The sequence below is a fragment of the Erythrobacter mangrovi genome (genome assembly GCF_013260645.1).
Lineage (GTDB): Bacteria > Pseudomonadota > Alphaproteobacteria > Sphingomonadales > Sphingomonadaceae > Qipengyuania > Qipengyuania mangrovi.
The window spans coordinates 1645454-1671909 of sequence record NZ_CP053921.1 but is presented as its reverse complement, the minus strand read 5'-3'; the positions used below and the strand labels follow the sequence as shown (position 1 = coordinate 1671909).

The window sequence follows — 26456 nt, the reverse complement described above, 5'->3', positions numbered from 1 at the left end:
GTTGCCCGCCTTCCCTAGCCTGCAAGGCAAGGGAGAGGTACGGGATGGATTCCATGAGGGGTGGCGCATTGATTGATGCGCAGGACAAGCCGTCGGTTTGGTTGAAGCTTGCGCACGGATCGGGCTCAGCCGCGTTCGGGATCAAGAACAACGGCTTCGACTACTTCCTACTGCTCTTCTACGGCACCGTAGTCGGCCTGGAACCGGGACTTGTTGGCCTTGCCCTGCTCATAGCATTGGTTGCCGACGCACTGAGCGATCCGCTGGTCGGATACTGGTCGGACAATCTGCGATCTCGCTGGGGTCGCCGCCATCCCTTCATGTACGCTTCGGCAATCCCGGTCGCGTTGAGCTATTTCCTGCTGTGGGATCCGCCCGAACTTAGCCAGATGGGATTGTTCGTCTATCTCACCGTGCTCGCAGTGATGATCCGGACCTTCATCACTTTCTACGAGACTCCCAGTTCGGCGCTGATCCCCGAACTGACGACCGATTACGAGGAACGGACAAGCCTGCAAGCCTATCGCCTGTTTTTCGGTTGGGCTGGTGGGAACGTGATGAGTGTCTTGATGTTCGGGATCCTGCTCACCGGACCCCTGGGAATGCGCGACCGTGAGGCCTTCGCAACCTATGGGATCATTGCCAGCGGCCTGATCCTTCTTACGATCATGACTTCGGCGCTCGGGACGCACAGCCGCATTCCCCACCTGCACCGACCGCCGGTTCCGAAAGAGCCGTTCAGCACCAGGCGAATCTTCCGCGAAATGGTCGAAACACTCAGCGAGCGCAGCTTCCTCGCCCTGTTCCTCGCAACGATCCTGTTCGCAATCGCCACCGGGCTTTCTGCAGCACTGACCTTTATCATGCTCAACTACTTCTGGGGCTTCAGTGAGGTCCAGATCTTCATCTGGACCTGCACGGTGTTCTTCTCGGCGCTACTCGGCGCGATGATCGCGCCAGTTGCCACGCGGCGGATGGGAAAGAAGAAGGCGACGATCGTACTCGGTATCCTGGCCTTCACCATACAGCCAGCGCCCGTGATGCTGCGCCTGTTCGACCTCATGCCTGCCAATGGCGACCCACTGCTCTTCCCGCTGGTACTGACAATCAACGTCATCGACCTCGCATTGATCATCGCCGTGACCGCAGTGGCCTATTCGATGATCGCCGACTTAGTGGAATCGAACCAGGTCAAGACCGGCCGCCGCGCTGAGGGGGTCTATTACGCCGCCATGACCTTCACCCGTAAGACAACGCAGGGCTTCGGCGCGCTAGCGGCCGGACTGATCCTCTCCGCCATCGCGTTTCCTACCGGCGCGTCACCCGAAACTGTCTCGCCCGACACGCTTTACCAACTGGGTCTCTTTTACGCCCCGTCCCTACTATTCCTCTGGCTAAGCGCTCTTTTCTTTGTCTCGCGCTACCGCATCGACAAGGAGGGGCACGAGGAGAATCTGCGCAAGATCGCGACCATGCAGGGAGACGCCTCATAATGGGCAAGGTGGCCGTGGCGGTCGGCGCGATTGCGGCGCTGATTGGCATCGCAGCGTGGATCGGCCAAGGCTGGATAGGCCAGTACCTGTTCGACCGCACAGTGGAGAAGGTGGCAGGACAGGATTCGACCGTAAGTTATCCCGATGGGATCCACGCCTATCTCTGCGGCAGCGGTTCTCCCCTGCCCGACGCCGAGCGAGCGGGACCATGCATTGCGGTTCTGGCGGGCAGAGAAGCCTTCATATTCGACGCAGGATCGGGTTCGATCCGCAAGCTGCAACGTATGGGCTTCCCTATGGATCGCCTTGAAGCGGCATTCCTCACGCATCTTCATTCCGACCATATCGATGGTTTCGGCGAGCTCATGCTGCAGGCATGGATGGCCGGCGGGCGCGACGAACCGCTGCCGGTTTACGGCCCTCCGGGAACCGACAAGGTCGTTGAGGGCTTCATGCAGGCCTATGCCATCGATCGCGGCTACCGGATCACCCACCATGGGCCCGAAGTTGCACGGCCGGGTGGGTTTGGTGGTGCGGTTCATCTGCTCGACCCGCCCAGGACCGGGGCGATCGCCTACGACGCCGCTGGCGTGATAATCCGCGTCTTGCCGGTCGATCATAGCCCGGTCGACTACGCATTTGCCTATCGCATCGAATATGGTGGGCGGGTGCTTGTGATCAGCGGCGACACCAAGCAATCGGCCGAACTCGCCAGTTTCGCCAAGGGTGCAGATGTACTGTTTCACGAAGCGCTCAATCCGCAAATGGTGGGCAAGATCGGCAGCACACTGGCCGAACATGGCGATAGCGACGGGTCCAAGATCATGGCCGATATTCCCGACTACCATACGACACCTGCGCAGGCCGCGGAGGTCGCAAACCAGTCGGGGGTTCGGGCATTGGTGCTTTACCACCTCGTTCCCGCCCCACCCGTCCGATCGGTCAAACGCGCGTTCCTCGGGAATGCACCGGACCTGTTCGATGGGGACTTGCGGATCGGAGACGACGGCCTGCTCGTCAGCTTGCCCGCAAAGGGCAAGGCGATCGAGTTCACTGATCTGCTTTAGGAAAGTCCCAAGTGGCGCGAGTGACGGGGCTCGAACCCGCGACCTCCGGCGTGACAGGCCGGCACTCTAACCAACTGAGCTACACCCGCTTGAAGCGTTGCACCGCTTGGGAGCCGCGCCACTAAGGCAGGCTCCGAGTCCTGTCAATGCCGATTGGGAGGCTTTTTTTGCGATATGACAGGACCAGGATTTCGACCACCTCGTTTACTCGAAATTAACGCCCTCTGCCGACAGTCCCCCTTGGAATTCCGCGTGGGAAGACCGGGGGTCCGCAATGCTGAAAATGGGTTTTCTGCTCGTATCGCTGACTATGTTCGCTGGCGGCGGTTGCGCGATGCAATCTGCGCTCAAGCTTGAGCAAGGCGCCGATCGACCGGCAACGAATAGAGCGGTCGCAATGATGGTGGGTTCGCCAGAAACACTGCTCGACCAGTAGTTCGATTTCCTTACGCGGGGGATCGTCGCGTGCACGAGGTTGCGGAAATACGTGAGGATTGGCCGAGCAAACCGCGCGGCCTTGGCGATGTATGCATCGGCACCAGGTTCGGCTCTCATGGCAACCTTCCTTGGAAGGCACCATGCTAGCCTAGTCAGGCGACGAGGATAAGCGCCGGGCTCTCGATCAGCTTCTTCAGCGCCTGCACGAAGCTCGCGGCATCCCAGCCATCCACCACGCGGTGATCGCAGCTGATCGAGATGTTCATCAGTTTCCGCTTCTCGATGCGTTCGCCGCCCATACCATCGGGTACAAACATCGGGCGCTCGATGATGCGATTGGGGCCGATGATCGCGACTTCGGGGCGATTGATGACCGGTGTCGTCGCCACGCCGCCAAGTGGGCCGAGCGAGGTTACGGTCAGCGTCCCGCCCTGCATCTCGTCGGCCTTGGCCTTGCCGGTCCGGGCGGCCTCTGCGAGGCGAGCAATCTCATTGGCGAGCTGCCACAGGTTCTTGGCCTGCGCATCCTTGATGACCGGGACCATCAGCCCCGCGTCGGTCTGCGCGGCCATGCCCATGTGAACGGATCCGTATCGCGTCACGACGCCCGCTTCGTCGTCATAGCGCGCGTTGATCATCGGGAAGTCGGGCAGTGTCTTGCAGATTGCCGTGATCAGCAGCGGGAGAATGGTCAGCTTGGGCTTGTCGCCCCGATTGGCGTTGAGCTGCGCGCGCAACTCTTCAAGCGCGGTCACGTCGCATTCCTCGACATAGGAGAAGTGCGGGATGTTGCGCTTCGAAGCCGCCATGTTCTCGGCGATGCGGCGGCGCATCCCGATCACCTTGACCTCTTCGTCCGAGCGGCTCGGCGCAGCCGCAGCGTAACCGCCATTGTAGGACAGGAAGGCGTCGAGATCGCCGTGACGGATGCGGCCATCTTCGGCCGGCTTTACCTGGGTAAGCTCGATGCCGAGGTCTTTCGCGCGCTTGCGTACCGCGGGAGTAGCCAGAACCTTGGCGTGGACCGTCGACTCGGGTGCCGGGGTTGGTGCGGGCAGCGGTTCGGGCCGCGGATCGGCCGCCAGCGCATCGTCGGCGTCGCTCGCGTCAGAGGTCTCGACCTCGATCCGCTCTTCGACCACGTCCGCCTTCGGCGCCGGGGCTTCTTCCTCCTTGGCGTCCTCGGGCGCCGCGCCATCGACCTCGATTACGACCAGCATCGAGCCGATCGAAACCATATCGCCTTCGCCGCCAGCGATCTCGAGGATCTTGCCGGTGACCGGGCTTTCCATCGGCACGGTCGCCTTGTCGGTCATCATGTCGACGAATTCCTCGTCTTCATTGACCGTGTCGCCGACCTTCTTGTGCCATTGCACGATCTCGGCCTCGGCGATGCCTTCGCCGATATCGGGCATGCGGAAGGTGAATTTCGCCATGATGGATTACTCGCTCAGGATCTTGTCGAGGGCCTCGCCGATACGGACGGGACCAGGGAAATAGGCCCATTCGAGGCTGTGCGGATAAGGCGTGTCAAAACCCGTAACACGCACGACCGGGGCCTCGAGATGATAGAAGCAGCGCTCGGTAACCAGCGCCGATAGTTCTGCGCCAAAGCCACTGGTGCGCGTCGCCTCGTGGACAATTAGACAGCGACCAGTCTTTTCGACCGAAGCCTCGATCGCCTCGATGTCGAGCGGGACCAAGGTTCGTAGGTCGAGGATGTCGGCTTCGACCCCCTTCTCGCGACACACTGCCTCCACCACATGAACCATGGTGCCATAGGCCAGAATGGTCAGCTGCTCCCCTTCGGCGGCGAGCCGCGCCTTGCCCAGCGGGATTTTGTAATACCCCTCGGGCACCACGCTGGCGTCGAACTTCTTCCACGGCTGCGCCGGCTTGTCGTAGTAGCCGGAGAACGGGCCGTTGTAGATCCGTTTGGGTTCGAAGAAGATGACCGGGTCATTGTCTTCGATCGCCGAGATCAGCAGGCCCTTGGCATCATAAGGCGTCGACGGGATGACCGTCTTCAAGCCCGACACATGGGTAAAGATCGCTTCGGGGCTTTGGCTGTGGGTCTGGCCACCGAAGATGCCGCCACCGAAGGGCGAACGCACGGTCATCGGGGCGATATATTCGCCCGCCGAACGATAGCGCAGGCGCGCGGCCTCGCTGATCAGCTGGTCAAGTCCAGGATAGATGTAGTCGGCGAACTGAATTTCAGGCACCGGGCGCAGGCCATAGGCCCCCATCCCCACCGCGACGGCGATGATGCCGCATTCTGAGATCGGCGTGTCGAACACGCGGGTCTTGCCGAACTTTTCCTGCAGGCCCGCGGTGCAGCGAAACACGCCGCCGAAGTAGCCTACGTCCTCGCCCATCACGACGACATTGGGATCGCGCTCCATCGAGACGGCCAGCGCATCGTTGATCGCCTCGATCATATTGAGGCGACGTTCCGCTTCTGCCTGCACAGCCGCGGCTTCCTTGACCTCGGTGCTCACAGCTCCAGCCCTCCCGGAAACTTGATCTCGCGTTCGCGGATGGCCTGTTCGCTCTGTTCCTTGAGGTGCCAGGGCAGTTCCTCGAACACATCTTCGAACATGGTGCGGAACGGGTGGTGGAGGCCATGGCCGAGGATGCCGTTGGCTTCGGCTTCCTTGGTTGTCGCCTTGACGAGTTCCGCAGCCTCGAGATCCATCTTCTCCTGGCGCGCTTCGTCCCATTCGCCAATCGCGATGAGGTGGTCCTTGAGGCGCGTGATCGGGTCACCGAGCGGCCACTCGCTGCGCTCCTGCGCACTGCGATACCCGGATGGATCGTCCGAGGTCGAATGCCCCTCAGCGCGGTAGGTGAAGAACTCGATCAGCGTAGGACCGGCATTGGCCCGGGCACGATTGGCTGCCCATTGTTCAGCGGCGAAGCAGGCGAGCGCATCGTTGCCGTCGACCCGCAACCCGGCGAGCCCATAACCCAGTGCGCGCGCCGCGAATGTCGTGCGCTCGGCTCCGGCAAACCCGCTGAAGCTCGAGATCGCCCATTGGTTGTTGATCACGTTCAGGATCACCGGCGCGTGGTAGACGGTCGCGAAAGTGCACGCAGAATGGAAATCGCCTTCCGCGGTGCTGCCCTCGCCCACCCAGGTCGCAGCGATACGGCTATCGCCCTTGATCGCGCTGGCCATCGCCCAGCCCACCGCCTGTGGAGTTTGCGTGGCGAGGTTGCCGCTGATGGTGAAGAAGCTGTGCTCGCGGCTCGAATACATGATTGGCAGCTGCCGGCCCTTCAGCTTGTCGCCCTTGTTCGAGTAGATCTGGTTGATCATCTCGATCATCGGGTAACCGCGCTGGATCAGGATGCCCTGCTGGCGATAGCTGGGGAAGACCATGTCATCCGCCGCAAGCGCCATCGAGGCAGCGACGCTGGTCGCCTCCTCGCCGGTGCACTTCATGTAGAAACTGGTCTTGCCCTGTCGCTGGCCGCGGAACATGCGCTCGTCGAAGGCACGAGTCATGGCCATGTGGCCAAGCATCTTGCGCAAGGTATCCGGGTCGAGCTTCGGATCCCACGGACCGTGCGCCTTGTTGTCTTCCCCCAACACACGGACGAGCCCGAATGCGAGCTCGTGCATGTCCTTGGGGTCGCAAGTCTCGTCTGGGCGCGGTTGTTTGCCTGCCTCCGGAATCTGCAAGTGCGAGAAGTCGACCGTGTCGCCGGGCCGGAACTTCGGTTCAGGAACGTGCAGCGCCAACTTGGGACGATTACCGCCCTGTTGTGCCGCTCCGTCGGGCCTGTCGGCCATAGAGTCTCTCCCAGACGCAATCTTACGCGTAAGCGTTATATTATTTCACGCGCGCGAAACGGTCAAGGGGAGCCGGTTCACACGGCGACGGGTGCCTTGATGGCCCCGTGCGGCGTGTAGTCGCGAACCTCGAAATCCTCAATGCGATAGTCGAAGATCGTCGGCGGCTGCCGCAGGATATCAAGCCGCGGTTGACCGACCGGTTCCCGGGTTAGCTGCTCTCGAATCAGGTGTTCGTGATTGAGATAAAGGTGAGTATCCCCACCCATCCAAACGAACTCGCCCGGCTCCAACCCTGCCTGCTGCGCAAGCATGCGTTGCAACAGAGCAGCCGACCACAGGTTGAACGGCAGGCCCAAGGCAACGTCGCAACTGCGCTGATAGAGCAAGCCATTGAGGCGTCCGTCGGCGACGTGGAACTGGTAGGTCTTGTGGCACGGGGGCAAGGCCATCCGGTTGAGCTCAGCCACGTTCCAGCCTTCAACTATATGCCGCCTGCTGCCGGGGTTTTTCTGGAGCGATTCGACCACTTCGGCGACCTGGTTGATCCCGCGTCCCTTGCGGAACAGCCCCCCGGCCACTGGCTGGTAGGTCGGCCAATCGACCCACTGCTTGCCATACACCGGACCGAGATCGCCCCATCGCGCGGCAAAATCCTCGTCGTCGGCGATCCTCTGGACGAAGTCATCGAGCGCAATTTCTTCGCCGGTTTCCTCGACGTAGCGCGCATGCGGCCATTCGTTCCAGATCTTCACGCCCTGCAGCACCAGCGGCCTGATGTTGGTATCGCCGGTCAGGAACCACAACAATTCGCGGGTGGCGGTCTTCCAGAAGACCCGCTTGGTGGTGATGAGCGGCATGGCCCCGTCAGCGAGATTGAACCGGAGCATTGCGCCGAACACCGAGCGCGTGCCGATGCCCGTGCGATCGACACGTTCGCTGCCCCCGAGCCAGATACGCTCCATCAGCTCGAGGTATTGCTGTTCGTAGTGGTCGCTAGCGGCCGACATCGTGCTTTCCATCAGGAGGGCCGTGGGAGAATGGAGTGGACAGCGGCCCGTCGCAATTGCGCATGGCCTATCCATCCACAATGCTTGCGATACAAGAGGCTTCCGAGGGGATAGCATGACGCTGCAATTCGATCCGCAGGACGAACTCGTCTGTATCGGCAGCCACCGCCCGCTGGCCGATGGCGGGTCGGTCCTGCCGCCCATCGCGCAAGCAAGCCTGTTCCGGCAACCCGACATGGAGACACTCTTCGACGGCCTGTCGCGCGAGCATCAGGTCGCGGTCTATTCCCGTGGGACCAATCCGACGCTGTCGGTGCTGGAAGATGCCCTCGCCCGGCTCGAACGAGGCGAGGCCTGCAAGGGGTTCGCCAGCGGCATGGGTGCGATCGCCGCATCGCTGACGGCGTTCCTCGAAAGCGGGGACCATGTGCTCTTTGCTGGGACGATCTACGGCCCGACGATCGAACTCGCCCAAAGACTTGAAGGGTATGGCGTAAGCTGGAGTCGCGCCGAAGCGACCGACCTCGATGGCATTGCCGCCCAACTGCGCCCGGAAACGCGCGTCCTCTACATGGAAAGCCCAGGCTCGATGTTGTTCGGCTTGCTGCCCGTCGCCGACCTGGCAACCATGGCCAGGGACCGCGGGATCATCACCATGCTCGACAACAGCGTGGCGACACCCCTGCTGCAGAAACCACTCGAACTGGGCGTCGACCTCGTCCTGCACAGCTGCTCCAAGTATATCGGCGGGCATAGCGACCTCGTCGGCGGGGCTGTCGTCGGAAGTGTCGAGCATATCGAACGTATTTTCCGAAAGGGCTTGCTCCTGCTTGGAGCTGCGATGCCGCCGCTTACGGCGTGGCTGTGCCTGCGGGGCCTGATGACGCTCCCCGTGCGCCTTGCCAAACACCACGCAGATGCACTCTCCCTCGCCAGCTGGCTTGCCGAGCACCCTCGCGTACGCCGGGTTTTCCACCCGGCACTCACCAACGATCCGCTGCTCGCGCGACAAATGCGCGGGCATTCGGGCCTGTTCTCCTTTGAGCTTGACGATGGCTTTGCCGATGCCATCGTAGTCGCCGACCGCTTGCGCACCTTCGGGCGTGCGGTCAGCTGGGGCGGGCCGGAAAGCCTTGTCATGACCGGCCACAAAGTGGACCCTGCCGAGGCCGCGCCAGCCCTTCCCGCTTCCCTCCTGCGATTGTCGGTGGGGCTCGAGGGTGTGGCGACACTGCAGGAAGACCTGGGACGCGCCCTAGGCTAGCCCATTCGACGCCAGCGCTGCGCGATTAATTTCGAGCGGCCCGTGTTTGCGCTTGAAAGCCATGGGCCCCGTCGCTATTGGGCGCGCCTGCTTCGCACCCGCCGCATCAAACCGCTGCGGGCCGATCCGGTCGGGGAGTAGCTCAGCCTGGTAGAGCACTGTCTTCGGGAGGCAGGGGCCGGAGGTTCGAATCCTCTCTCCCCGACCATTTCACCTGCGCTGGTTCAAGCCAGTCGCAAGCGCGGGAGGAAGCCCTGACCATCCCCTCCGTCCTGTTTGTCTGTCTCGGAAACATTTGCCGTTCGCCTTTAGCGGAGGCCGCCTTTCGTCGTGCAGCCGAAACCGCAGGCCTGGCTGCCGAAGTCGATAGCGCCGGAACCGCGGCTTATCACGTCGGCGAGCCGCCTGATCCGCGCAGTATCGCCGAGGCGGCGCGTCACGGGATCGACATTCGACACTATCGCGGCCGGCAGCTCTCGGTGGAAGATTTCCATCGGTTCACCTGGATAATTGGCATGGACGCTTCCAACATGGCGAACATCGCGCTTCGCAACCCGGGCGACGGTAAGGCGCGCATTGCCATGTTACTGGATCTCGTGCCTGGCCGCGAAGGCGCGGATCTGGCTGACCCTTGGTATGGCGGAGAGGACAATTTCCGCGATACCTGGGCCGATGTTACGGCGGGCGCCGCAGCGCTGGTCAGACTACTTGGCGAACCCTAAGCATAATAATATCAAGGATATAGTGCAGATGCCGTCCGCCGACTATTTGATCGCATTCACCATCGCCGCGGCATTTCTGACCATCGTGCCGGGTCTGGATTCGGCGTTGGTCATGCGGACTGCAACCGTAGAATCGGCGCGACGCGCCTTTTTCGCAGGCCTGGGCATCGCAATGGGTTGCGTCGGTTGGGGCGCCATTGTCGGCGCCGGATTGGGCGCCCTTCTGGCCGCTTCGGAATTCGCCTACATTGCGCTCAAATGGTGTGGCGCGCTTTACTTGTTCTACCTTGGCGTGAAGTTGATCCGTTCTCCCAGGAAGGCACTGGATGAGGTTCCCCAGCTGGGTAAGGAGGCATCGGCTTCCGGGTGGTTCTTGCGCGGCTTCCTCACCAACATGCTCAATCCCAAGGTTGGTGTTTTCTACGTCTCCTTTTTGCCCCAGTTCATCCCGGTCGGTGCCCACGCGTTCCTCAGCAGTATCCTGCTGGGCACGATCCATGGCGCACTGGGTGTGGCCTGGTTCGCTATCCTGATCGCCGCGACACAACCGATAGCCAAGGTCCTGAGGAAGCCAGCCGTGCTCCAATGGCTCGACCGGCTGACTGGCGGCGTTTTCCTCGCGTTTGGTGCCCGCCTGCTGTTGAGCGAGCAGCGCTAGCGACTAGCCGCCGCGCAAGGTCTTCACACCGTAATCGCGCTCGAAGAGATAAAGCAGCGTCCGGGCGGCCTCGCCCCTTGGCCCCTCCAGCCCCCCATCACGCTCAATCAGGAGGCGTGCATCGTCATAGGCCGTAGGCAGGAGTGTGGTGATCTGCTCGAGGCTGGCCACGGTAAACGGAGTATCACCCGACTGGCGCGTACCGAGCAATTCTCCCCCCCCACGCAGGCGGAGGTCTTCTTCGGCGAGGCGGAAGCCATCCTGGGTCTCCCGCATGAGGGCGAGGCGCTCGCGGGCGGTTTCCGACAAGGTATCCCCGCGCACCAGAACGCAGACCGATTTCTCGGAGCCTCGCCCTACCCGCCCGCGCAACTGGTGTAGCTGGGCAAGCCCAAAGCGCTCGGCCTGCTCGATCACCATGAGCGTAGCGTTAGGGACATCGACCCCAACCTCGATCACAGTGGTCGCAACCAGCAGTTTGGCATCCCCGCTGGCGAACCGTTCCATCGCCGCATCTTTCATCTCGGGCGCGAGCTGACCATGCACCATGACCACGTCGCGCCCGAAGCGCTGTTCGAGCGCGGCAAAGCGGGCCTCGACCGCGGCGATTTCGTCCGGTCCGTCCATCTCGCGCACCATCGGGCACACCCAATAGGCTTGCCGTCCCTCGGCGATCTGCGCGGCAAGGCGATCGACCAGGAGCCCTATCTTGTCCTGCCCCATCACCACAGTCTCGATCGCCTGGCGCCCGGGTGGCAGCTCGTCGAGCTTGCTCACGTCGAGCTCGCCATACTGAGCCAGTGTCAGTGTGCGCGGAATCGGCGTTGCGGTCATGGCCAGCACGTGCGGTGCGCGGCGGCCCTTGCTCGCCAGCATGAGCCGCTGTCCTACGCCGAAACGGTGCTGCTCATCGATCACCACCATCGCCAGGTTGTTATAGGCGACCTTGTCCTGGAAGATCGCGTGGGTGCCGACGACGATGTCGATGCTGCCGTCGAGGAGGTCCATCAGCGTCGCCTCGCGCGCCTTACCCTTGTCGCGGCCGGTCAGCAGGGCAACCCGCGCGCCGGTCGGCTCTGCCATACGCCGCAGGCTCTCGTAATGCTGGCGAGCAAGGATCTCCGTCGGCGCCAGCATGGCGGCCTGCGCCCCGGCCTCGACCGCGATGAGCATGGCCTCAAGCGCCACCACGGTCTTGCCCGCGCCGACGTCACCCTGCAGCAGGCGCAGCATCGGCGATTCCTGCGCCATATCGCCTTCGATCTCGGCAATCGAACGCTTCTGGGCGCCCGTCAGCGGGAACGGCAGGTCAAGCTTGACCCGGTAGCTGCCGTCTCCGCGCAGTGGTTGTCCTCTGCGTTTGCGGTTGTCCGCCCGGACCAGCATCAGCGCAAGGCTGTTGGCGAGCAGTTCATCGTAGGCGAGCCGGTCGCGCGCCGCAGAATGCTCGCCCTTATGCGCCAGGACCAGCGCGTCGCGCCACGTGGGCCAGCCTTGCTTTTCGATCTGCCGTGGCTCGATCCACTCAGGAAGCTCAAGGGTTCGCGACAAGGCCTGCTGAACCAACCCGGCGATCTTGGGCTGGGTCAGCCCCTCCGACAGGCGATAGACCGGTTCACACAGCTGACCCAGCGTATCGCCGCCTTCTTCGACCACGTGGTCAGGATGGACGATTTGCAGCATGTCGCCGAACCGTTCCAGCTTGCCCGCCACCCAGCGCGTCTCGCCAACGGGCAGCTGCTTCCGCGCAGTGAATGATGCGCGTCCGAAATAGGTCAGGGCCAGGATATTACCCACCATGTCCTGAGCGAGAACGCGATAGGGTGCGCGTGCGGAGCGTCCAGCGCGATGCTCGGTCACGGTAAGGCGCACGACAATCTGTTCGCCCTCACCCGCTTCGTCGAGATTGCCGACAGCGCGCCGGGACACGAAACGCTCGGGCAGGTGGTAATCGAGATCGCGCACCCGCGTCAGGCCAAGTTTTTCCAGCGGCTTCTTGAGCTTCGGCCCGACGCCGTCGAGCGCTTCAGTCTCAGTGAAGAGCGGATTGAGGATATCGGGCCGCATCGCCCGATAGCGTTAGGATATCGACGAACCGATGCAAAGCCACAGTCAGGCCGCTTTCCCGGCATTCCGAAGCACGATTATGTTTAATTGAAATTCCATGCTAGGCGATGCCGCAGGGTTGCTTGGTACATGGGGGGATAGCCATGCTTAGTAACTTCAAGACTATCGCAGCTGCAATCGCGTTCGCTGCAATGCCGGTATTCGCTGCGCCGGCCCTGGCACAGGACGAGCCGGAAGAAGCGCGGACTACATATACGATCATCTTGCTGAAGCTGGCGCCCGATGCGGGCAACCGGTGGAGCGAGATAATGGAAAAATACTACGCTCCGGCAGCAGCCGCAGCGGGACTGCCAGCAACCCAGGTGCATTGGATGATGGACGGCACGTGGGACCTCATGCTGTTGCGTCCCATGCCTCGTGGCATGTCCGCACTCGATACCCACGCCTCGCCTGAAAGGAAGGCCTTTTGGGCCGAATTGATCAAGATCGCTGGCAGCGAAGAGAAGGCGGAAGAACTTAACGCCGAGAACGACAAGCTGGTCACGGAGTCGGTGCGCTACTTCTCGCACACGCACCCTTGATCGATCTCGCTCGATGAACCAGAGGGGTGCTTTCCGGAATTGCGGAAGGCACCCCTTTTTCAATGCCCCAAGCCCTGACTTTCGAAGGCCGCAAGCAACGCGCCAGATTTCGCGCCTGGCACCGCGGCACGCGTGAGGCCGACTACATGATCGGCGGGTTCTTCGATCGCTATCACGAGGAGTGGGGAGAAGCAGAGATCGCCTGGTTCGAAGCTCTGCTTGAAGAAGACGATGTCGACGTAATGGCCTGGGCGCTCAAGACCCAGGAGCCCCCGCTGCGGTTCCAGGGCCCGCTTATGGCGGCGATGCAGCAACTCGACTACGTCGACATCCCCCGTTGACGCGCGAGCGCTGACCTCTATCTGGCTGACTTGACCCAAAGCACCCCCTTCCCATCCGGGCAGGGGGCAATCGTGCGTGCGCGTATCGTCCGCCCTGATCAAACGCTAGGAAGCCAATGCCCGACCTGTCTCGCATCCTGAAGGCCCGCGAAGCGCTCACGCTGTCGCAGGTCGCGCGCGGCGCACAGCCATTGGTTATGGCCGACCTCGCCCGGGCCAGCACGGGTCGAGCGGTGTTTATCGCACCGGACGATGCGGCAATGCGCGGGATCGTCGACGCGGCGGGTTTCTTCGCACCCGAACTGGAAGTGATCGAATTTCCCGCATGGGATTCGCTACCCTATGACAGGGCCAGCCCGGCACTGGCCATCAGCGCACGCAGGCTCGCAGCACTGCACCGGTTGCAGGCCGGCAAGGCCAAGGCGCAGCTCGTCGTTACCACGGCGAATGCCGTTCTCCAGCGTGTGCTGACGCCGTTCCGGATCCGGGAAAGCGTGCGCGAATTCAGGGTCGGAACGGAGATCGGGCGCGAAAGCCTTGCCGCACTGCTCCAGCGGCAAGGATACAGCCGCACCGACACGGTGATCGACAAGGGCGAATATGCCGTGCGAGGCTCGATCGTCGACATCTTTCCCAGCGGCATGGAAGAAGCGCTGCGGCTCGACTTCTTCGGCGACGAGCTGGAGAGCCTGCGTTCATTTGATCCGAATACGCAGATGAGCACGGGGCGGCTCGACTCCCACCTGCTGCTGCCCGCAAGCGAGGCATTGCTGGACGAGGACAGCATCAAACGCTTCCGGGGCCGCTATCGCGAGATGTTCGGCGCCCATGCGACGCAGGATCCGCTTTATGAGGCCGTCAGCGAAGGCCGGCGGCTTGCAGGGATGGAGAACTGGCTTCCGCTGTTCGAGGAACGCCTGACAACACTGTTCGACCATCTGGGCAAGGATGATCTCGTTGTCATCGATAGCGCCGCACTGGGTGCCGCCGAAGAGCGAACCAAGGACATCGGCGACTATTTCGACCAGCGCAAGGCCGCGAGCGGACAGGCCAAGGGCAGCTATCGCCCGCTCGATCCAGCCTCGCTCTACCTGACCGAGGACGAATTTCGAACCGCCCTCGCCTCTGCTCCGGCCCATCGAGCGACGCCCTTTGACGAACCAGAAGGCGAGAAGGTGGTCGGCTTCGGTTTCCGGTCGGGCCGCGATTTTGCGCCCGAGCGGGCCCGGGGTGACAATGTCTATCCGGTTCTTGCCGATCACCTGAAAGCACTGGGCAGGGCGGGAAAGCGCCCGCTGATCGCCGCATATTCCAAGGGTAGCCGGGCGCGCATTTCCTCGATCCTCGGCGAAGCGGGCGCCACCGTGCAGCTTGCCGACACCTGGCAGGAAGCGCTGGGCCTGTCTGCCAAGGGCAAGGCGGCAGCGGTGATCCTCCCGCTCGAAGCGAGTTTCGCCAACGATGAGATGGAACTGCTCACCGAGCAGGACATCCTCGGTGACCGGCTCGTCAGGCGTAAGAAGAAACGCAAGGACGCCGACGCATTCCTCGCCGAACTGCAGGCACTCAGCGTCGGAGACCTGATCGTCCATACCGAACATGGTATCGGCAAGTATCTGGGGCTTGAGCCGATCACCGTCGGCAAGTCCAAACACGACTGCGTGATGCTGGAGTATCGCGGGGGCGACAAGCTCTACATTCCGGTCGAGAATATCGATGTGCTGAGCCGTTACGGCAGCAGCGAAGAAGCGGTGATGCTCGACCGCTTGGGTGGCGAAGCCTGGCAGAAGCGGCGTGCGCGGCTCAAGGAACGTATCCGCGAGATCGCCCATGAACTGTTGCGTACTGCAGCCGCCCGTGCCTTGCGCAAGGCACCGGTGTTCGAAGTCGAGCAAGGCCCATACAATCAGTTTCTCGACCGCTTCCCATGGGAGGAAACCGACGATCAGGACCGTGCGATCGCCGATGTCCTGGCCGACCTCGAAAGCGGCAAACCGATGGACCGGCTCGTTTGCGGCGATGTCGGCTTCGGCAAAACCGAGGTCGCGCTGCGTGCCGCCTTTGTCGCCGCGATGAACGGTCAGCAGGTCGCAGTGGTAGCGCCGACCACTCTCCTCGCGCGTCAGCACTTCGAGAATTTCTCAAACCGCTTCAATGGCTTTCCTCTGAAGGTTGGAAGGCTGTCACGGCTTGTTCCGGCCAAGGAGATGAAGGACACTCGCGACGGCCTAGCCAGCGGGGATATCGATATCGTGGTCGGCACCCACGCGATCCTGTCCAAACAGACGCAGTTCAAGAACCTCGGCCTGGTCATCGTCGACGAGGAGCAGCGCTTCGGGGTCAACCATAAGGAACGGCTCAAGCAGCTACGCGCCGATGTGCACATGCTGACGCTGACCGCTACGCCGATCCCGCGAACGCTGCAGATGGCCATGACCGGCTTGCGCGAGCTTTCGACCATCCAGACTCCGCCGGTCGACCGTCTGGCAGTACGCACGTACGTGATGGAATGGGACGATATGGTGATGCGCGAGGCGCTGCTACGCGAGCACCATCGTGGCGGGCAGAGCTTTATCGTCGTGCCGCGTATCTCCGACATGGAGAGCGTCGAGGAATGGCTGCGCGAGCATGTGCCCGAGGTTAAGTTCATCGCGGCGCACGGCCAGATGGGTGCGGGCGAGATCGAGGAGCGGATGAGCGCCTTTTACGAAGGCAAGTACGACGTGCTGCTCGCCACCACGATCGTCGAAAGTGGGCTCGACCTGCCCAGCGCCAATACGATCATCATCCACCGAGCCGATATCTTCGGCCTCGCCCAGCTTTACCAGCTCCGCGGCCGCGTTGGTCGCGCGAAGCTGCGTGCCTACGCCTACCTCACCTACGCCGCGGATACCCAGCTCAGCGAAGTCGCGGCGAAGCGACTCAAGGTTCTCGGCGATCTCGACAGCCTGGGCGCAGGGTTCCAGCTGGCCAGCCACGATCTCGATATCCGTGGTGCGGGCAACCTTCTGGGAGACGAACAGTCGGGTCACATCCGCGAGGTCGGCTTCGAGCTCTACCAGTCGATGCTTGAGGACGCGATTCTTGCCGCCAAGGCAGGCGAGATGGGACTGGAGGCGAAGCGCGAAACGGTGAGCCCGCAGATCACCGTAGATGCGCCGATCATGATCCCGGAAGACTATGTGCCCGACCTGGCGGTACGCATGGCGCTATACCGCCGCCTCAACGACGCGCAGGACAAGTCCGAGATCGAGGCGCTGGCGGCGGAAATGATCGACCGCTTCGGCGATCTGCCCGCAGCGACGGCAAACCTCGTCCGCCTGATCGAAATCAAGCACCAGGCGATCGAGGCGAATATCGCCAAGATCGATGTCGGAGCGGCCGGGACGCTGGTGACCTTCCACAAGGACGATTTCCCCGACCCCTCAGGCCTGCTCGCTTATGTCGAGCGCCTGCAGGGAACCGCCAAGCTGCGGCCTGACATGAAGCTGGTGATCAGCCGTGCATGGAATTCGCCGGAGAGCCGCCTCAATGGGCTGTTCCAGCTCACCAAGGGCCTGTCAGCGGTCGTGCGGAAATCTCGACGAACTGATAAGAGTTTTGCCTAGGCATCTATAAGAGACAGGAATTCTCCAGGCGTTATCGGCTCGGAACGCAGGAACCCCTGATAATATTCGCAACCCTCGGTCGCGATCAATTCTCTTTGCTCTTCGCTCTCGACGCCTTCGACCACCACCGCCAGATCCAACGCCCGTGCCATGGCGAGGATCGCGCGGAAGACGGCCAGGTCGCGCTCATCCTCAAGCACTCCGTCGATCATCGAGCGATCGAGCTTGATGTAGTCGATCGGCAGCACTTTCAGGTAGCGGAAGTTGCAGAACCCCGCGCCGAAGTCATCCAGTGCCAGGCGGATATCGAAGACCTTGAGCTGGTCTAGCACATGCCCAACGCGATCAAGGTCGGCGAGGAGAACCTGTTCGATAATCTCCAGCGTGATCCGACCAAGCGGGAATCCGACGCGTTCGGCAAGACGCGCGAACTCGGTCGCGAAGCTCTCTGCAGCAAGGTCGGCAGGAGTGATATTGAGCGAGAGCCGCAAGTGTTCGGGCCAGTGTACCGCATGCTCGAGCGCCCGCTGCGCGATATGGCGGGAAAGTTGTGCAACATGGTCGGCGCGCTCGGCGATCTGGAACAGCGAGCTCGCGCCGATCCGGCCGACGGTGGGGTGGTGCCAGCGCGCCAGTGCCTCCGCGCCGATCATCCGGTCGTCTGCTAGCGCATACTGGGGCTGGAAAAGGATCTCGATCTCGTCCTGGTCGATCGCCGCAAGCAGGTCCGCTTCGAGCTCGCGATACGAACGACCTAGACGGGCTACTTCACCCGTCGACCAGTCGATCCTGCGCCCGTGACCCTCGCGCATGCGTGCCTGCACTTCCGACAGGCGATCCAGAATGCGATCGGCCGAATCGTTCATGGTCGCCCGCATCAGCGCGATGCGCGGCCACAGGCGCAGGCTCGCCCCGCCCTCTTCTGGGTTGGCAATGGGCATGGCGATCGCATCTGCCAGCGCTTCGGCCAGCCACTGCCACCGTTCGCGGCTGCATGGCTGGCGAGCCACCAGCAGGAACGCTCCCCCGCTGATTCGCGCTGCCAGCCACGGACTCGAATCCAGCTCGTCGGCGGCGAAATGCTTGATGCGCTGCGCGACCTCCACCAGTGCGCCATCCCCCGCGGACTCACCGAAGGCAACGTTGACGGTATCGATCCGACCGAGCGAAATCATCATGGCGTGAATCGGGCAGTCATCCGACTCACCCGGGCAATCGCTCTGCCACTCGGCTATCATCGCGCGCGCATGGGCCAGATCGGCCAGACCGGTGAGGCTGTCTCTCGACCCGTGGGTCAGTTCGGTGGGCACACTTGCCATGGGAACGCTCTTATCGCGGTCGCGCGAGACTTATGCCAGCAATTCCGCTCTGTTGCCAAATGGGACGCACCTCCATAGGAACGCCCCGCAACCCGGCGCACCAATCGCCTGGTCGGGAGGAAGCACGGGACTATGGCCGATTACAGCCGCCTCGCCTTGCTGGCATCCGATGCTGAGCGAGCGCAGGAAGCAGCAGCACTCTATCGCGAGACGTTCGATTGGGTATCGCTCGAGGAAGCCGATGCCGTGGTCGTGCTCGGCGGCGATGGTTTCATGCTGCAAAGCCTGCACGCGATGCTCGATAGCGGACACATCCTGCCCGCCTATGGCGTGAATTTGGGCACGGTCGGCTTCCTGATGAATCGCAACCGCAAGACCGACACGCTGCTTGGCCGGATTGCACGGGCCAAACCCCATACGATCGCCCCCCTTCTGATGCAGGCAGTGACCCAGGATGGAGAGCGGCACAGCTGCTTTGCGATCAATGAGGTTTCGCTACTGCGTGAAACGCGCCAGACGGCCAAGATTGAAGTGTCGGTGGACGACAAGGTTCGCATTCCAGAACTGGTCTGCGATGGCGTACTGCTCTCCACACCCGCCGGATCGACTGCCTACAATTTGTCCGCTGACGGCCCGATCCTGCCGCTCGATTCGCAGCTTCTGGCACTGACGCCGATCAGCCCCTTCCGCCCGCGCCGCTGGCACGGTGCAATACTGCCTGATCGCAGCGAAGTCCGGCTTCGCGTGCTCGAGGAGGAAAAGCGTTCGGTCAGTGTCGTGGCCGACCAACGCGAGGTCCGCGACGTCGCCGAAGTGCGTCTCGCGATAGCCCGCGAAAGGGAGCTGACGCTGCTGTTCGATCCAGGCCATTCGCTCGACGAACGTATCGTCGCCGAGCAGTTTGTCGTGTGATCGGCAGCACTGGCACACATCTCACAAGAATCGCCAAATGCCCGCTTGCCAAACCGGAATCGCGCCCATATAGGCGCACCCCTGCCTGACGGGCTGCTCCCCGATAGCTCAGCGGTAGAGTAGGTGACTGTTAATCACTTGGTCGTTGGTTCGAATCCAACTCGGGGAGCCATTCTTCTTCTTACAACCCAAGCAAGAGGCGCCCGCCCACCCAGATGGTGAGCGCAGCGGTTGCCCAGCGAATCCATGTCTGCGGCAGGTATCTCAGGGCCAGCAGGCTGCCGATCTGGCCACCAATCGCCACAGCAACCAACAGCGGCAATCCGGTGTCGACGGCCAGCGCGAGACGCCCCGCCCCGCCCTTGAGAATCTGCCCTCCCAGACCGAAGATCGAATTGATCAGGATGAACAGGCTTGCCGTGGCGGCAATCGCGCGCGGTGCGTTCCAGCGCGCCAGGTGAAGCAGCGGGGCCAGGAAGATCCCGCCGCCGATCCCCACCAGCCCTGCCAGGTAACCCAAGGGAGCCGCTGCGAGGGGCATGAAGCGTGCCGCCCGTGTCGGTTCTCCCTCTCGCTCTTTCAGCGGCACCAGCAATGTCAGCCCGGTCAGAACAAGGCTCGCGCCCAAGATCGCGAGGAACGCGGCTTCGTCGATCGGGGTCAGCCCGCCTACGAATGCGGCGGGCGCGGCAATTGCCGTGAGCAGCAGGGCCCCGCGCCACGGCGTCACCCTCGCTCGGGCGAAGCGGATCGATCCGCCTGTGACCACCACGATATTGCAGGCCAGCGAGAGTAGTGGAAAGATGCGGTAGTCGATGCCGGAAAGCGCCAACAGGGCACTGTATGTCGACCCACCGCCGAACCCGACGCTGGCATAGAGAATTGCGGTGAGGAAAAAGCCGACGGCAAGGATGATCATGCGCGTGACCTAGACGCTACCCTACCCCGGAGCTAGCCTGCATTCCGGGAGAAAGAACCATGCAACCAGCCGATATTGACCTGGGCGAAGATCTGCAGCTTGCGCGCCATGGCGACGCCCGGATGATCGGCGACATCACTGCAGATGCCTTTCGCAACGATCCCTTCAACCTCTGGCTATTCGGGAATTTCGCCGGGATCCGGAACCTGTTCAACCTGCAGGCGCGGCAGATTTATGTGCCCCGCGGCTATTGCTATTCGCTTGGAAACGAAGGCGCGTGCATGTGGATGCTACCCGGCGGCGATGCGAGCTTCAGCTTTTGGGATTACGTCCGCTTCGCCGTCCCAACCGCCTTCCTCTGCGGCCCCGGCGCGGTGAAGCGCGGCGTGCGCACGGGCGACGCGATGGACGCACGCCACCCTAACTTTGAGCACGCCTACCTGTTCAGCATTGGGGTAAGGCCCACTTCGCAGGGCAAGGGCCTGGGCCGCAAGCTGATCCAGCCTGTGCTCGACGCTTGCGACCGTGCAGGCTTGCCAGCCTATCTCGAGAACTCAAACCCGCAAAACACCGGCTTCTACCGCAGCTGTGGCTTCGAACAGGCGGGCGAGCCGATCCATCCGGAACCGGACAGCCCGCCGCTCGTGCCGATGGTACGCCAGCCCCGCCGCATCTAGCAACGGGACCAGCGTACCTCAGGCGCTGATCGCGCCGTGACAATGCTTGTACTTGTTGCCCGACCCGCAGGGGCACGGAGCATTGCGGCTGATCTCCAACCCGGCGAACGGGTTATCGGAGATCGACCCGCCAGGCCCCACCGCAGCACGCGGACTACCGGCGAGCGACCCGAACAGCTCGGCGCGCCTGGCGGATCCATCGCCATCGTTCGAATCCTCGAGACCCGAGAGCGGATCGATATGGCCCGTGAGGAAATCAGGCAGGTCGGGCAGCATCATCTGCGGCATCGGCTCCGGATCTTGGATCTCGATGCGCATGAGCTTCCCGGTGACCGTCTCACGCAGCTTGTCGAGCATGCTTTCGAACAGGCTGAAGGCTTCCTGCTTGTATTCGTTGAGCGGCTGCTTCTGCGCGTGGGCACGAAGGCCAACCACCTGGCGCAACGCGTCGAGCGTGGCGAGGTGGTCCTTCCACTCCGCATCAAGCTCCTGCAGCAGCACGCTCTTTTCGATCCGCCGCCACAGGCCCGCATCGTCCTTGGCCAACTTTTCTTCCATCACGCGGTCGGCCTCTACGCGAACGCGCTCTTCGATCAGTTCGGGCTCGACGTGATCTTCCTGGACCCAGTCCTCGATCGGGAAATGCAGCCCGAGCACCTCACCAAGCTGCGTCTTGAGACCCTCGACATCCCACTGCTCAGGATATGAACCCGGCGGGCACGCGTTACCTACCATGGCGTTGATCGCGTCATGGCGCATGTCGACGACGACATCGTCGACCACGTCGCTGTCCATGATCTCGGCGCGCTGCTCGTAGATCACCTTGCGCTGGTCGTTCATCACATCGTCGTACTGCACGACCTGCTTGCGGATTTCGTAGTTGCGCGCTTCGACCTTCTTCTGCGCGGTCTCGATAGCTTTGGAGAGCCACTTGGAACCGATCGCTTCACCGTCCTCGAGGTTCGAGTTCATCATGCGGGCGAACAAGGTATCCGGCCCGAAAATCCGCAGAAGGTCGTCCTCCAGGCAGAGGTAGAAGCGGCTGAGGCCGGGGTCCCCCTGTCGGCCCGAGCGGCCACGCAGCTGGTTGTCGATCCGTCGGCTTTCATGCCGTTCCGTACCAAGCACGAACAGGCCACCCGCGTCGAGCACCCGCTGCTTTTCTTCGGCGATCTCTCCCTTGATACGTTCAATCGCCGCGTCGCGCCCCGGCCCCTCGGGCATCTCGCTGAGTTCGTCGTCGATCCTAAACTCGAGGTTGCCGCCAAGCTGGATGTCGGTGCCGCGGCCGGCCATGTTGGTCGCGATCGTTACCGCGCCGATACGGCCTGCCTGGGCGACGATATGCGCTTCCTGTTCGTGGAAACGTGCGTTCAGCACCGCATGCGGAACGCCTTCCTCCTTGAGGAACTCGCTCAGAAGTTCGCTCTTCTCGATCGAGACAGTGCCGACCAGGACCGGCTGCCCGATCTCGTTCTTTTCCCTGATCGCCTTGGCGATGGCTTTGAACTTGTCCTGCGTGTTCTTGTAGAACTCGTCTTCCTCGTCGATGCGCTGGACCGGAACGTTGGTCGGGATCTCGACCACGTTCATCTTGTAGATGTCCCAAAATTCCGCAGCCTCGGTGGCTGCGGTGCCGGTCATGCCCGACAGCTTGGGGTACATGCGGAAATAGTTCTGGAAGGTGATCGAAGCGAGCGTCTGGTTCTCAGGCTCGATCTTCACGCCTTCCTTGGCCTCGACCGCCTGGTGCAGGCCGTTCGACCAGCGGCGGCCGTCCATCATGCGGCCGGTAAACTCGTCGATGATGATGACCTTGTCGTCCTTGACGATATAGTCGGTGTCGCGCTTGAACATGTGCACCGCGCGGAGTGCCTGTTCGAGGTGGTGGACGACCTGGGTGTTCACGACATCATACAGGTTGTCGGACTGCAGCAGGCCTTTCTCGATCAGGATCTTCTCGACCTCTTCGGTCCCATCCTCAGTCAGCTGGATGTTGCGCTGCTTCTCGTCCTTTTCGTACCATTCCTCAGGGAACTCCTTCACCACTTCGTCAATGGCGATATAGAGTTCTGACTTGTCGTCGGTCGGGCCCGAAATGATCAGCGGCGTGCGGGCTTCGTCGATCAGGATCGAGTCGACCTCGTCGACCACCGCGAAGTTGAAGGGGCGCTGGACCATCTGGCTGCGCTCATGCTTCATGTTGTCGCGCAGGTAATCGAAGCCGAGCTCGTTGTTAGTCGAATAGGTGATGTCAGCGTTGTAGGCCTCGCGGCGTTCGAACTCGTTGAGGTTCGGCACGATGACGCCGATCGTCAGGCCAAGGAATTTGTGCAGACGCCCCATCCACTCGGCGTCGCGGCGGGCAAGATAGTCGTTGACGGTAACGACGTGGACACCCTTGCCCTCGATCGCATTGAGATAGGTCGCCAGCGTGGCAACCAGCGTCTTGCCCTCGCCCGTGCGCATCTCGGCAATCTCGCCGCGGTGAAGAACGATACCGCCGATCATCTGCACATCGAAATGGCGCATGCCGAGCACGCGAACCGACGCTTCGCGCACAGTGGCAAAGGCTTCGGGGAGGATATCGTCGAGCGTCTTGCCCTCAGCCAGCTGGGCCCGGAACTTGTCGGTCTGTGCAGCAAGTTCGGCATCGCTGAACGCCTGGAGCTGCGGCTCCAATGCATTGATCTGGTCGACGATCTTGCCGAGCGATTTGACGTAGCGATCGTTGGAAGAGCCGAACACGGCCTTCATCACGGTATTGAGCATGGATGGGTAACCTTGGGGTGAATGCTATCTGGCAAATGCCCGCACACCGCATCGGTGCCGAGCAAGCGGGAAACTTGTGATTCTGCCGGGTTCTATTCGAAGGCGCGGTCGGCGCCGAACATCACCGTTGGAATAACCACGCGCACGCCCTCACACGGGCGGCACGGGGTGACCTTCTCGCCCCGCAAGCGCTGTTGGCGCTGGCGCTCGGCGCAGGTGACCTTCTCGCTCTTGCCCGAGTCATCCGCCTTCTGCGTGAGCTCGAGCGTGGCGCCCATTGCGTCGAGAACATTCGCATGCGCAGGCGCATTGACGGCAGCAAGGCCGGTGATCAACGCGAGGCAGGTTAGCAGGCGACGCAACATGGTAGAGACCAGATAATCCCTCACTCCCACCGCGTCCACCCCCGCATGGCCGTTTACCCGAAGCGAAAGAGTTCCTATCGGCGCGGAGATGGATCTCGCAATATCGCCTCTCGCCCGGCCCTTCCCCAACCTGCCCCCAATCGAGGGGGTCACGCTGCGCGTAGCGCGGGCGCACTACAAGACATGGGACCGCTGCGACCTGACGTTGGTCGAGCTTGCTCCCGCCACGGCGATCGCAGGGGTCTTCACGAAGAGCGCCTGCGCCTCGAGCGAGGTTGAATTGGGGCGCGAAAACGCCAAGACGGGCCGTGCACGGGCACTGGTCGTCAATGCGGGCAATTCGAACGCCTTTACCGGCTACCGCGGGCGCGAGGCGGTCGAACAGATCATGGCGCAAGTATCGGACGCCCTGGCGTGCGATCCCAGCGAGGTCTTCGTGTCCTCGACTGGGGTGATCGGCGTACCGCTACCCAAGGACAAGGCACGCGAAGGCGTTGCGGCGGCCTTGAAGGCCAATCCTTGCGGATGGGAAGAGGCAGCAAGTGCCATCGGGACGACCGATACTTTCACCAAGGGCGCAGGCGCCTCCGCCATGGTCGGTCAGACCAGGGTCGAGCTGGCCGGCTTCATCAAGGGTAGCGGCATGATCGCGCCCGACATGGCAACGATGCTCGGCTACATTTTCACCGACGCAACGATCGAACCCGGCTTCCTGCAAGAAATGCTGTCGCAAGCGAATGCGGCGAGCTTCTCCTGCATCACCGTCGATGGGGATACGTCGACCAGCGATACGGTGCTGCTCTTCGCTACCGGAAAAGCGGGCAACACGCCAATCACCGGTTGGACCGACGCTGGCGCCGATGCATTCTACAGCGCCCTGCTGCAGGTCTGCCGCGATCTCGCGCATCTGGTCGTCCGCGATGGCGAAGGTGCGCAGAAGTTCATCGAAATTGCGGTCACTGGCGCTGCCAGTGACGAGAGCGCGCGCCGTGTCGGACTGTCGATTGCCAACTCACCGCTGGTAAAGACCGCGATTGCCGGGGGAGACGCCAATTGGGGACGCGTCGTCATGGCGGTCGGCAAGGCGGGTGAACCTGCCGATCGCGACAAGCTTTCGATCGGCTTCGGCGGCACCTGGGCGGCCAGGGACGGCCAGCCACTGCCCGATTACGACGAAACACCCGTCGCCAAGCATCTGGCCGGACAGGACATCCGCATCGACGTCGACCTGGGGGTTGGCGATGGCCGGGCCACGGTGTGGACCTGCGACCTGACGCACGGCTACATCGCGATCAACGCCGATTATCGCTCGTGAACACGCTCGACCGCTCGATGCATGCGTTGATGCAGCGCGTGACCGAACAGGCCGTCCTGCCGCGTTTCCGCAATCTCTCGGGCCGCGAGATCATCGAAAAGGCAGAGGACGATCTCGTCACCATCGCCGATCGCGAGGCTGAGTTGATGCTGGCCGAAGGACTCGCCCGGATCGACGCTTCGCTGGCGATCGTTGGCGAGGAAGCGGCCCATGCCGACAAGGCTGTGCTGGACCATCTTGGCGGCGATTGCTGGATCATCGACCCAATCGACGGGACCCACAATTTCGCGCACGGCCAGCCCCCGTTCGGGATCCTGCTCGCCCAAGCCAGCGGGGGCTTCGTGCAGTCTGGCTGGATATACGACTGCGTTTCCGGGCGCTTTTGCAGCGCACATCGGGGCGGCGGTGCCTATGTCGACGGAGATCTGGTAACAGCCCGCACGACCGGCGAGACGCCACCGGTGGCGGCAATCTCGGTCATCTTCCTAGAACCCGGACGACGCGAGTTGGTCCACGAGCATATAGCGCCACACTACCGGACGGTTGATGCGCCACGCTGCGCTGCGGAGCAGTATCCGCGACTTGGGCTCGGCGAGAACGATGTGTCCTTCTTCGAGCGAACGCTCGCTTGGGACCATGCGGCCGGTACGCTTTGGCTGGAAGAAGCCGGAGGCCGGGTGGCGAGACCTGATGGCTCTCCCTACCGAGTCGACGAGTGGGAGCGACGCGGGCTTATCGGGGCGGCGAGCCCGGCCCTGTGGGACCAGCTCGCCGCACTATATTTGAAACTGGACTAAAGGACGCTCTCAAGCCACTGCTTGAGCTGACCCTTCGGGGCCGCACCACGCATGTGGGCGGCGGGCTGGCCATTCTTGAACAGCACGAGGTAGGGAATCGACTGGACACCCATTCCGCCGGGAACGCTGGGGTTTTCCATGATGTCCATCTTCGCAATGGTCACCTTGTCACCCAGTTCGTCAGACAGTTCTTCGAGTGCCGGTGCGATCATCTTGCACGGGCCACACCAATCGGCCCAAAAATCGACCAGCACAGGCTTGTCTGAATCGAGGACGTCAGCCTTGAAGCTGGCATCGGTAACGGCGGTAGTTGCCATGGGGGAATCTCCTGA

The 26456-nt window shown here is 62.4% G+C and carries 22 protein-coding genes and 3 tRNA genes; 14 read left to right on the top strand and 11 right to left on the bottom strand.

Annotation, left to right across the window (positions count from 1 at the left end; genetic code table 11):
* Positions 1 to 44 precede the first annotated feature (44 nt).
* Together HQR01_RS08580 and HQR01_RS08575 are read left to right on the top strand one after the other, a co-directional pair.
* On the top strand, positions 45 to 1493 hold the full coding sequence (locus tag HQR01_RS08580) for an MFS transporter (protein WP_234030093.1): 1449 nt from the start codon (positions 45 to 47) through the stop codon (positions 1491 to 1493).
* Positions 1493 to 2560, top strand: a complete 1068-nt coding sequence (locus HQR01_RS08575; protein WP_173214292.1) for an MBL fold metallo-hydrolase — start codon at positions 1493 to 1495, stop codon at positions 2558 to 2560. The genes HQR01_RS08580 and HQR01_RS08575 overlap by 1 nt, the downstream gene beginning before the upstream one ends.
* A gap of 12 nt (positions 2561 to 2572) precedes the next feature.
* On the opposite strand, the gene HQR01_RS08570 is transcribed toward HQR01_RS08575, so the two are convergent.
* The 5 genes from HQR01_RS08570 to thyA all read right to left on the bottom strand — a co-directional run bounded on the left by HQR01_RS08570 (position 2573) and on the right by thyA (position 7807).
* Positions 2573 to 2649, bottom strand: a tRNA-Asp gene (locus tag HQR01_RS08570).
* Between the two features lie 501 nt (positions 2650 to 3150).
* On the bottom strand, positions 3151 to 4434 hold the full coding sequence (locus HQR01_RS08565) for a dihydrolipoamide acetyltransferase family protein (RefSeq protein ID WP_173214290.1): 1284 nt from the start codon (positions 4432 to 4434) through the stop codon (positions 3151 to 3153).
* Between the two features lie 6 nt (positions 4435 to 4440).
* A complete protein-coding gene (locus tag HQR01_RS08560; RefSeq protein ID WP_173216259.1) occupies positions 4441 to 5439 on the bottom strand; it encodes an alpha-ketoacid dehydrogenase subunit beta in 999 nt (332 codons plus the stop codon).
* A 56-nt stretch (positions 5440 to 5495) separates the two neighbouring features.
* A complete protein-coding gene (locus HQR01_RS08555; RefSeq protein ID WP_173214288.1) occupies positions 5496 to 6797 on the bottom strand; it encodes a 3-methyl-2-oxobutanoate dehydrogenase (2-methylpropanoyl-transferring) subunit alpha in 1302 nt (433 codons plus the stop codon).
* A 77-nt stretch (positions 6798 to 6874) separates the two neighbouring features.
* Positions 6875 to 7807, bottom strand: coding sequence for a thymidylate synthase (gene thyA / locus HQR01_RS08550; RefSeq protein ID WP_234030092.1), 933 nt, complete (start codon positions 7805 to 7807; stop codon positions 6875 to 6877).
* Between the two features lie 115 nt (positions 7808 to 7922).
* Between thyA and HQR01_RS08545 the strand changes: the two genes are divergently transcribed.
* From HQR01_RS08545 to HQR01_RS08530, 4 genes are all read left to right on the top strand, one after another.
* Complete coding sequence (locus HQR01_RS08545) at positions 7923 to 9071, top strand: trans-sulfuration enzyme family protein (RefSeq protein WP_173214284.1); 1149 nt, start codon at positions 7923 to 7925, stop codon at positions 9069 to 9071.
* 131 nt (positions 9072 to 9202) lie between these two features.
* Positions 9203 to 9279: transfer RNA gene (locus HQR01_RS08540), tRNA-Pro, on the top strand.
* Complete coding sequence (locus HQR01_RS08535; protein WP_173216257.1) at positions 9230 to 9793, top strand: low molecular weight protein-tyrosine-phosphatase; 564 nt, start codon at positions 9230 to 9232, stop codon at positions 9791 to 9793. The genes HQR01_RS08540 and HQR01_RS08535 overlap by 50 nt, the downstream gene beginning before the upstream one ends.
* Positions 9794 to 9821: 28 nt before the next feature.
* Entirely contained in the window at positions 9822 to 10451 is a 630-nt protein-coding gene (locus HQR01_RS08530; RefSeq protein WP_173216255.1) for a LysE family translocator, read from the top strand.
* A 3-nt stretch (positions 10452 to 10454) separates the two neighbouring features.
* Here the strand turns inward: HQR01_RS08530 and recG are convergent, their stop codons facing one another.
* The gene (gene recG / locus HQR01_RS08525) at positions 10455 to 12518 is read right to left on the bottom strand and encodes an ATP-dependent DNA helicase RecG (protein WP_173214282.1); all 2064 of its coding nucleotides are present in this window, start codon (positions 12516 to 12518) and stop codon (positions 10455 to 10457) included.
* A gap of 143 nt (positions 12519 to 12661) precedes the next feature.
* Here recG and HQR01_RS08520 point away from each other — a divergent pair, with 143 nt between their 5' ends.
* The 3 genes from HQR01_RS08520 to mfd all read left to right on the top strand — a co-directional run bounded on the left by HQR01_RS08520 (position 12662) and on the right by mfd (position 17048).
* A complete protein-coding gene (locus tag HQR01_RS08520; RefSeq protein ID WP_173214280.1) occupies positions 12662 to 13099 on the top strand; it encodes a hypothetical protein in 438 nt (145 codons plus the stop codon).
* A 62-nt stretch (positions 13100 to 13161) separates the two neighbouring features.
* The gene (locus tag HQR01_RS08515; protein ID WP_173214278.1) at positions 13162 to 13440 is read left to right on the top strand and encodes an FAD assembly factor SdhE; all 279 of its coding nucleotides are present in this window, start codon (positions 13162 to 13164) and stop codon (positions 13438 to 13440) included.
* A 116-nt stretch (positions 13441 to 13556) separates the two neighbouring features.
* On the top strand, positions 13557 to 17048 hold the full coding sequence (gene mfd, locus HQR01_RS08510) for a transcription-repair coupling factor (RefSeq protein WP_173214276.1): 3492 nt from the start codon (positions 13557 to 13559) through the stop codon (positions 17046 to 17048).
* Here the strand turns inward: mfd and HQR01_RS08505 are convergent.
* The gene (locus HQR01_RS08505) at positions 17045 to 18367 is read right to left on the bottom strand and encodes a GGDEF domain-containing phosphodiesterase (protein ID WP_173214274.1); all 1323 of its coding nucleotides are present in this window, start codon (positions 18365 to 18367) and stop codon (positions 17045 to 17047) included. The genes mfd and HQR01_RS08505 overlap by 4 nt on opposite strands.
* Before the next feature lie 132 nt (positions 18368 to 18499).
* Between HQR01_RS08505 and HQR01_RS08500 the strand changes: the two genes are divergently transcribed.
* Positions 18500 to 19279 carry an NAD kinase gene (locus HQR01_RS08500; protein WP_173214272.1) on the top strand — a complete coding sequence of 260 codons (780 nt, stop codon included), beginning with the start codon at positions 18500 to 18502 and terminating at the stop codon, positions 19277 to 19279.
* Positions 19280 to 19376: 97 nt separating this feature from the next.
* Positions 19377 to 19451, top strand: a tRNA-Asn gene (locus tag HQR01_RS08495).
* Positions 19452 to 19460: 9 nt separating this feature from the next.
* Here HQR01_RS08495 and HQR01_RS08490 read toward each other — a convergent pair.
* Entirely contained in the window at positions 19461 to 20198 is a 738-nt protein-coding gene (locus HQR01_RS08490) for a sulfite exporter TauE/SafE family protein (RefSeq protein WP_173214270.1), read from the bottom strand.
* A gap of 59 nt (positions 20199 to 20257) precedes the next feature.
* On the opposite strand from HQR01_RS08490, the gene HQR01_RS08485 reads away from it, so the two are divergent.
* Positions 20258 to 20875 carry a GNAT family N-acetyltransferase gene (locus HQR01_RS08485; protein WP_173214268.1) on the top strand — a complete coding sequence of 206 codons (618 nt, stop codon included), beginning with the start codon at positions 20258 to 20260 and terminating at the stop codon, positions 20873 to 20875.
* Between the two features lie 18 nt (positions 20876 to 20893).
* On the opposite strand, the gene secA is transcribed toward HQR01_RS08485, so the two are convergent.
* Positions 20894 to 23647, bottom strand: coding sequence for a preprotein translocase subunit SecA (gene secA / locus HQR01_RS08480; RefSeq protein WP_173214266.1), 2754 nt, complete (start codon positions 23645 to 23647; stop codon positions 20894 to 20896).
* A 92-nt stretch (positions 23648 to 23739) separates the two neighbouring features.
* The gene (locus tag HQR01_RS08475; RefSeq protein WP_173214258.1) at positions 23740 to 24036 is read right to left on the bottom strand and encodes a hypothetical protein; all 297 of its coding nucleotides are present in this window, start codon (positions 24034 to 24036) and stop codon (positions 23740 to 23742) included.
* 64 nt (positions 24037 to 24100) lie between these two features.
* On the opposite strand from HQR01_RS08475, the gene argJ reads away from it, so the two are divergent.
* Together argJ and HQR01_RS08465 are read left to right on the top strand one after the other, a co-directional pair.
* Entirely contained in the window at positions 24101 to 25327 is a 1227-nt protein-coding gene (argJ, locus tag HQR01_RS08470; protein WP_173214256.1) for a bifunctional glutamate N-acetyltransferase/amino-acid acetyltransferase ArgJ, read from the top strand.
* Positions 25324 to 26124, top strand: a complete 801-nt coding sequence (locus tag HQR01_RS08465; RefSeq protein WP_234030091.1) for an inositol monophosphatase family protein — start codon at positions 25324 to 25326, stop codon at positions 26122 to 26124. The genes argJ and HQR01_RS08465 overlap by 4 nt, the downstream gene beginning before the upstream one ends.
* Here the strand turns inward: HQR01_RS08465 and trxA are convergent.
* A complete protein-coding gene (gene trxA / locus HQR01_RS08460) occupies positions 26121 to 26441 on the bottom strand; it encodes a thioredoxin (RefSeq protein ID WP_173214253.1) in 321 nt (106 codons plus the stop codon). The two genes, HQR01_RS08465 and trxA, sit on opposite strands and share 4 nt — an antisense overlap.
* Positions 26442 to 26456 lie beyond the last annotated feature (15 nt).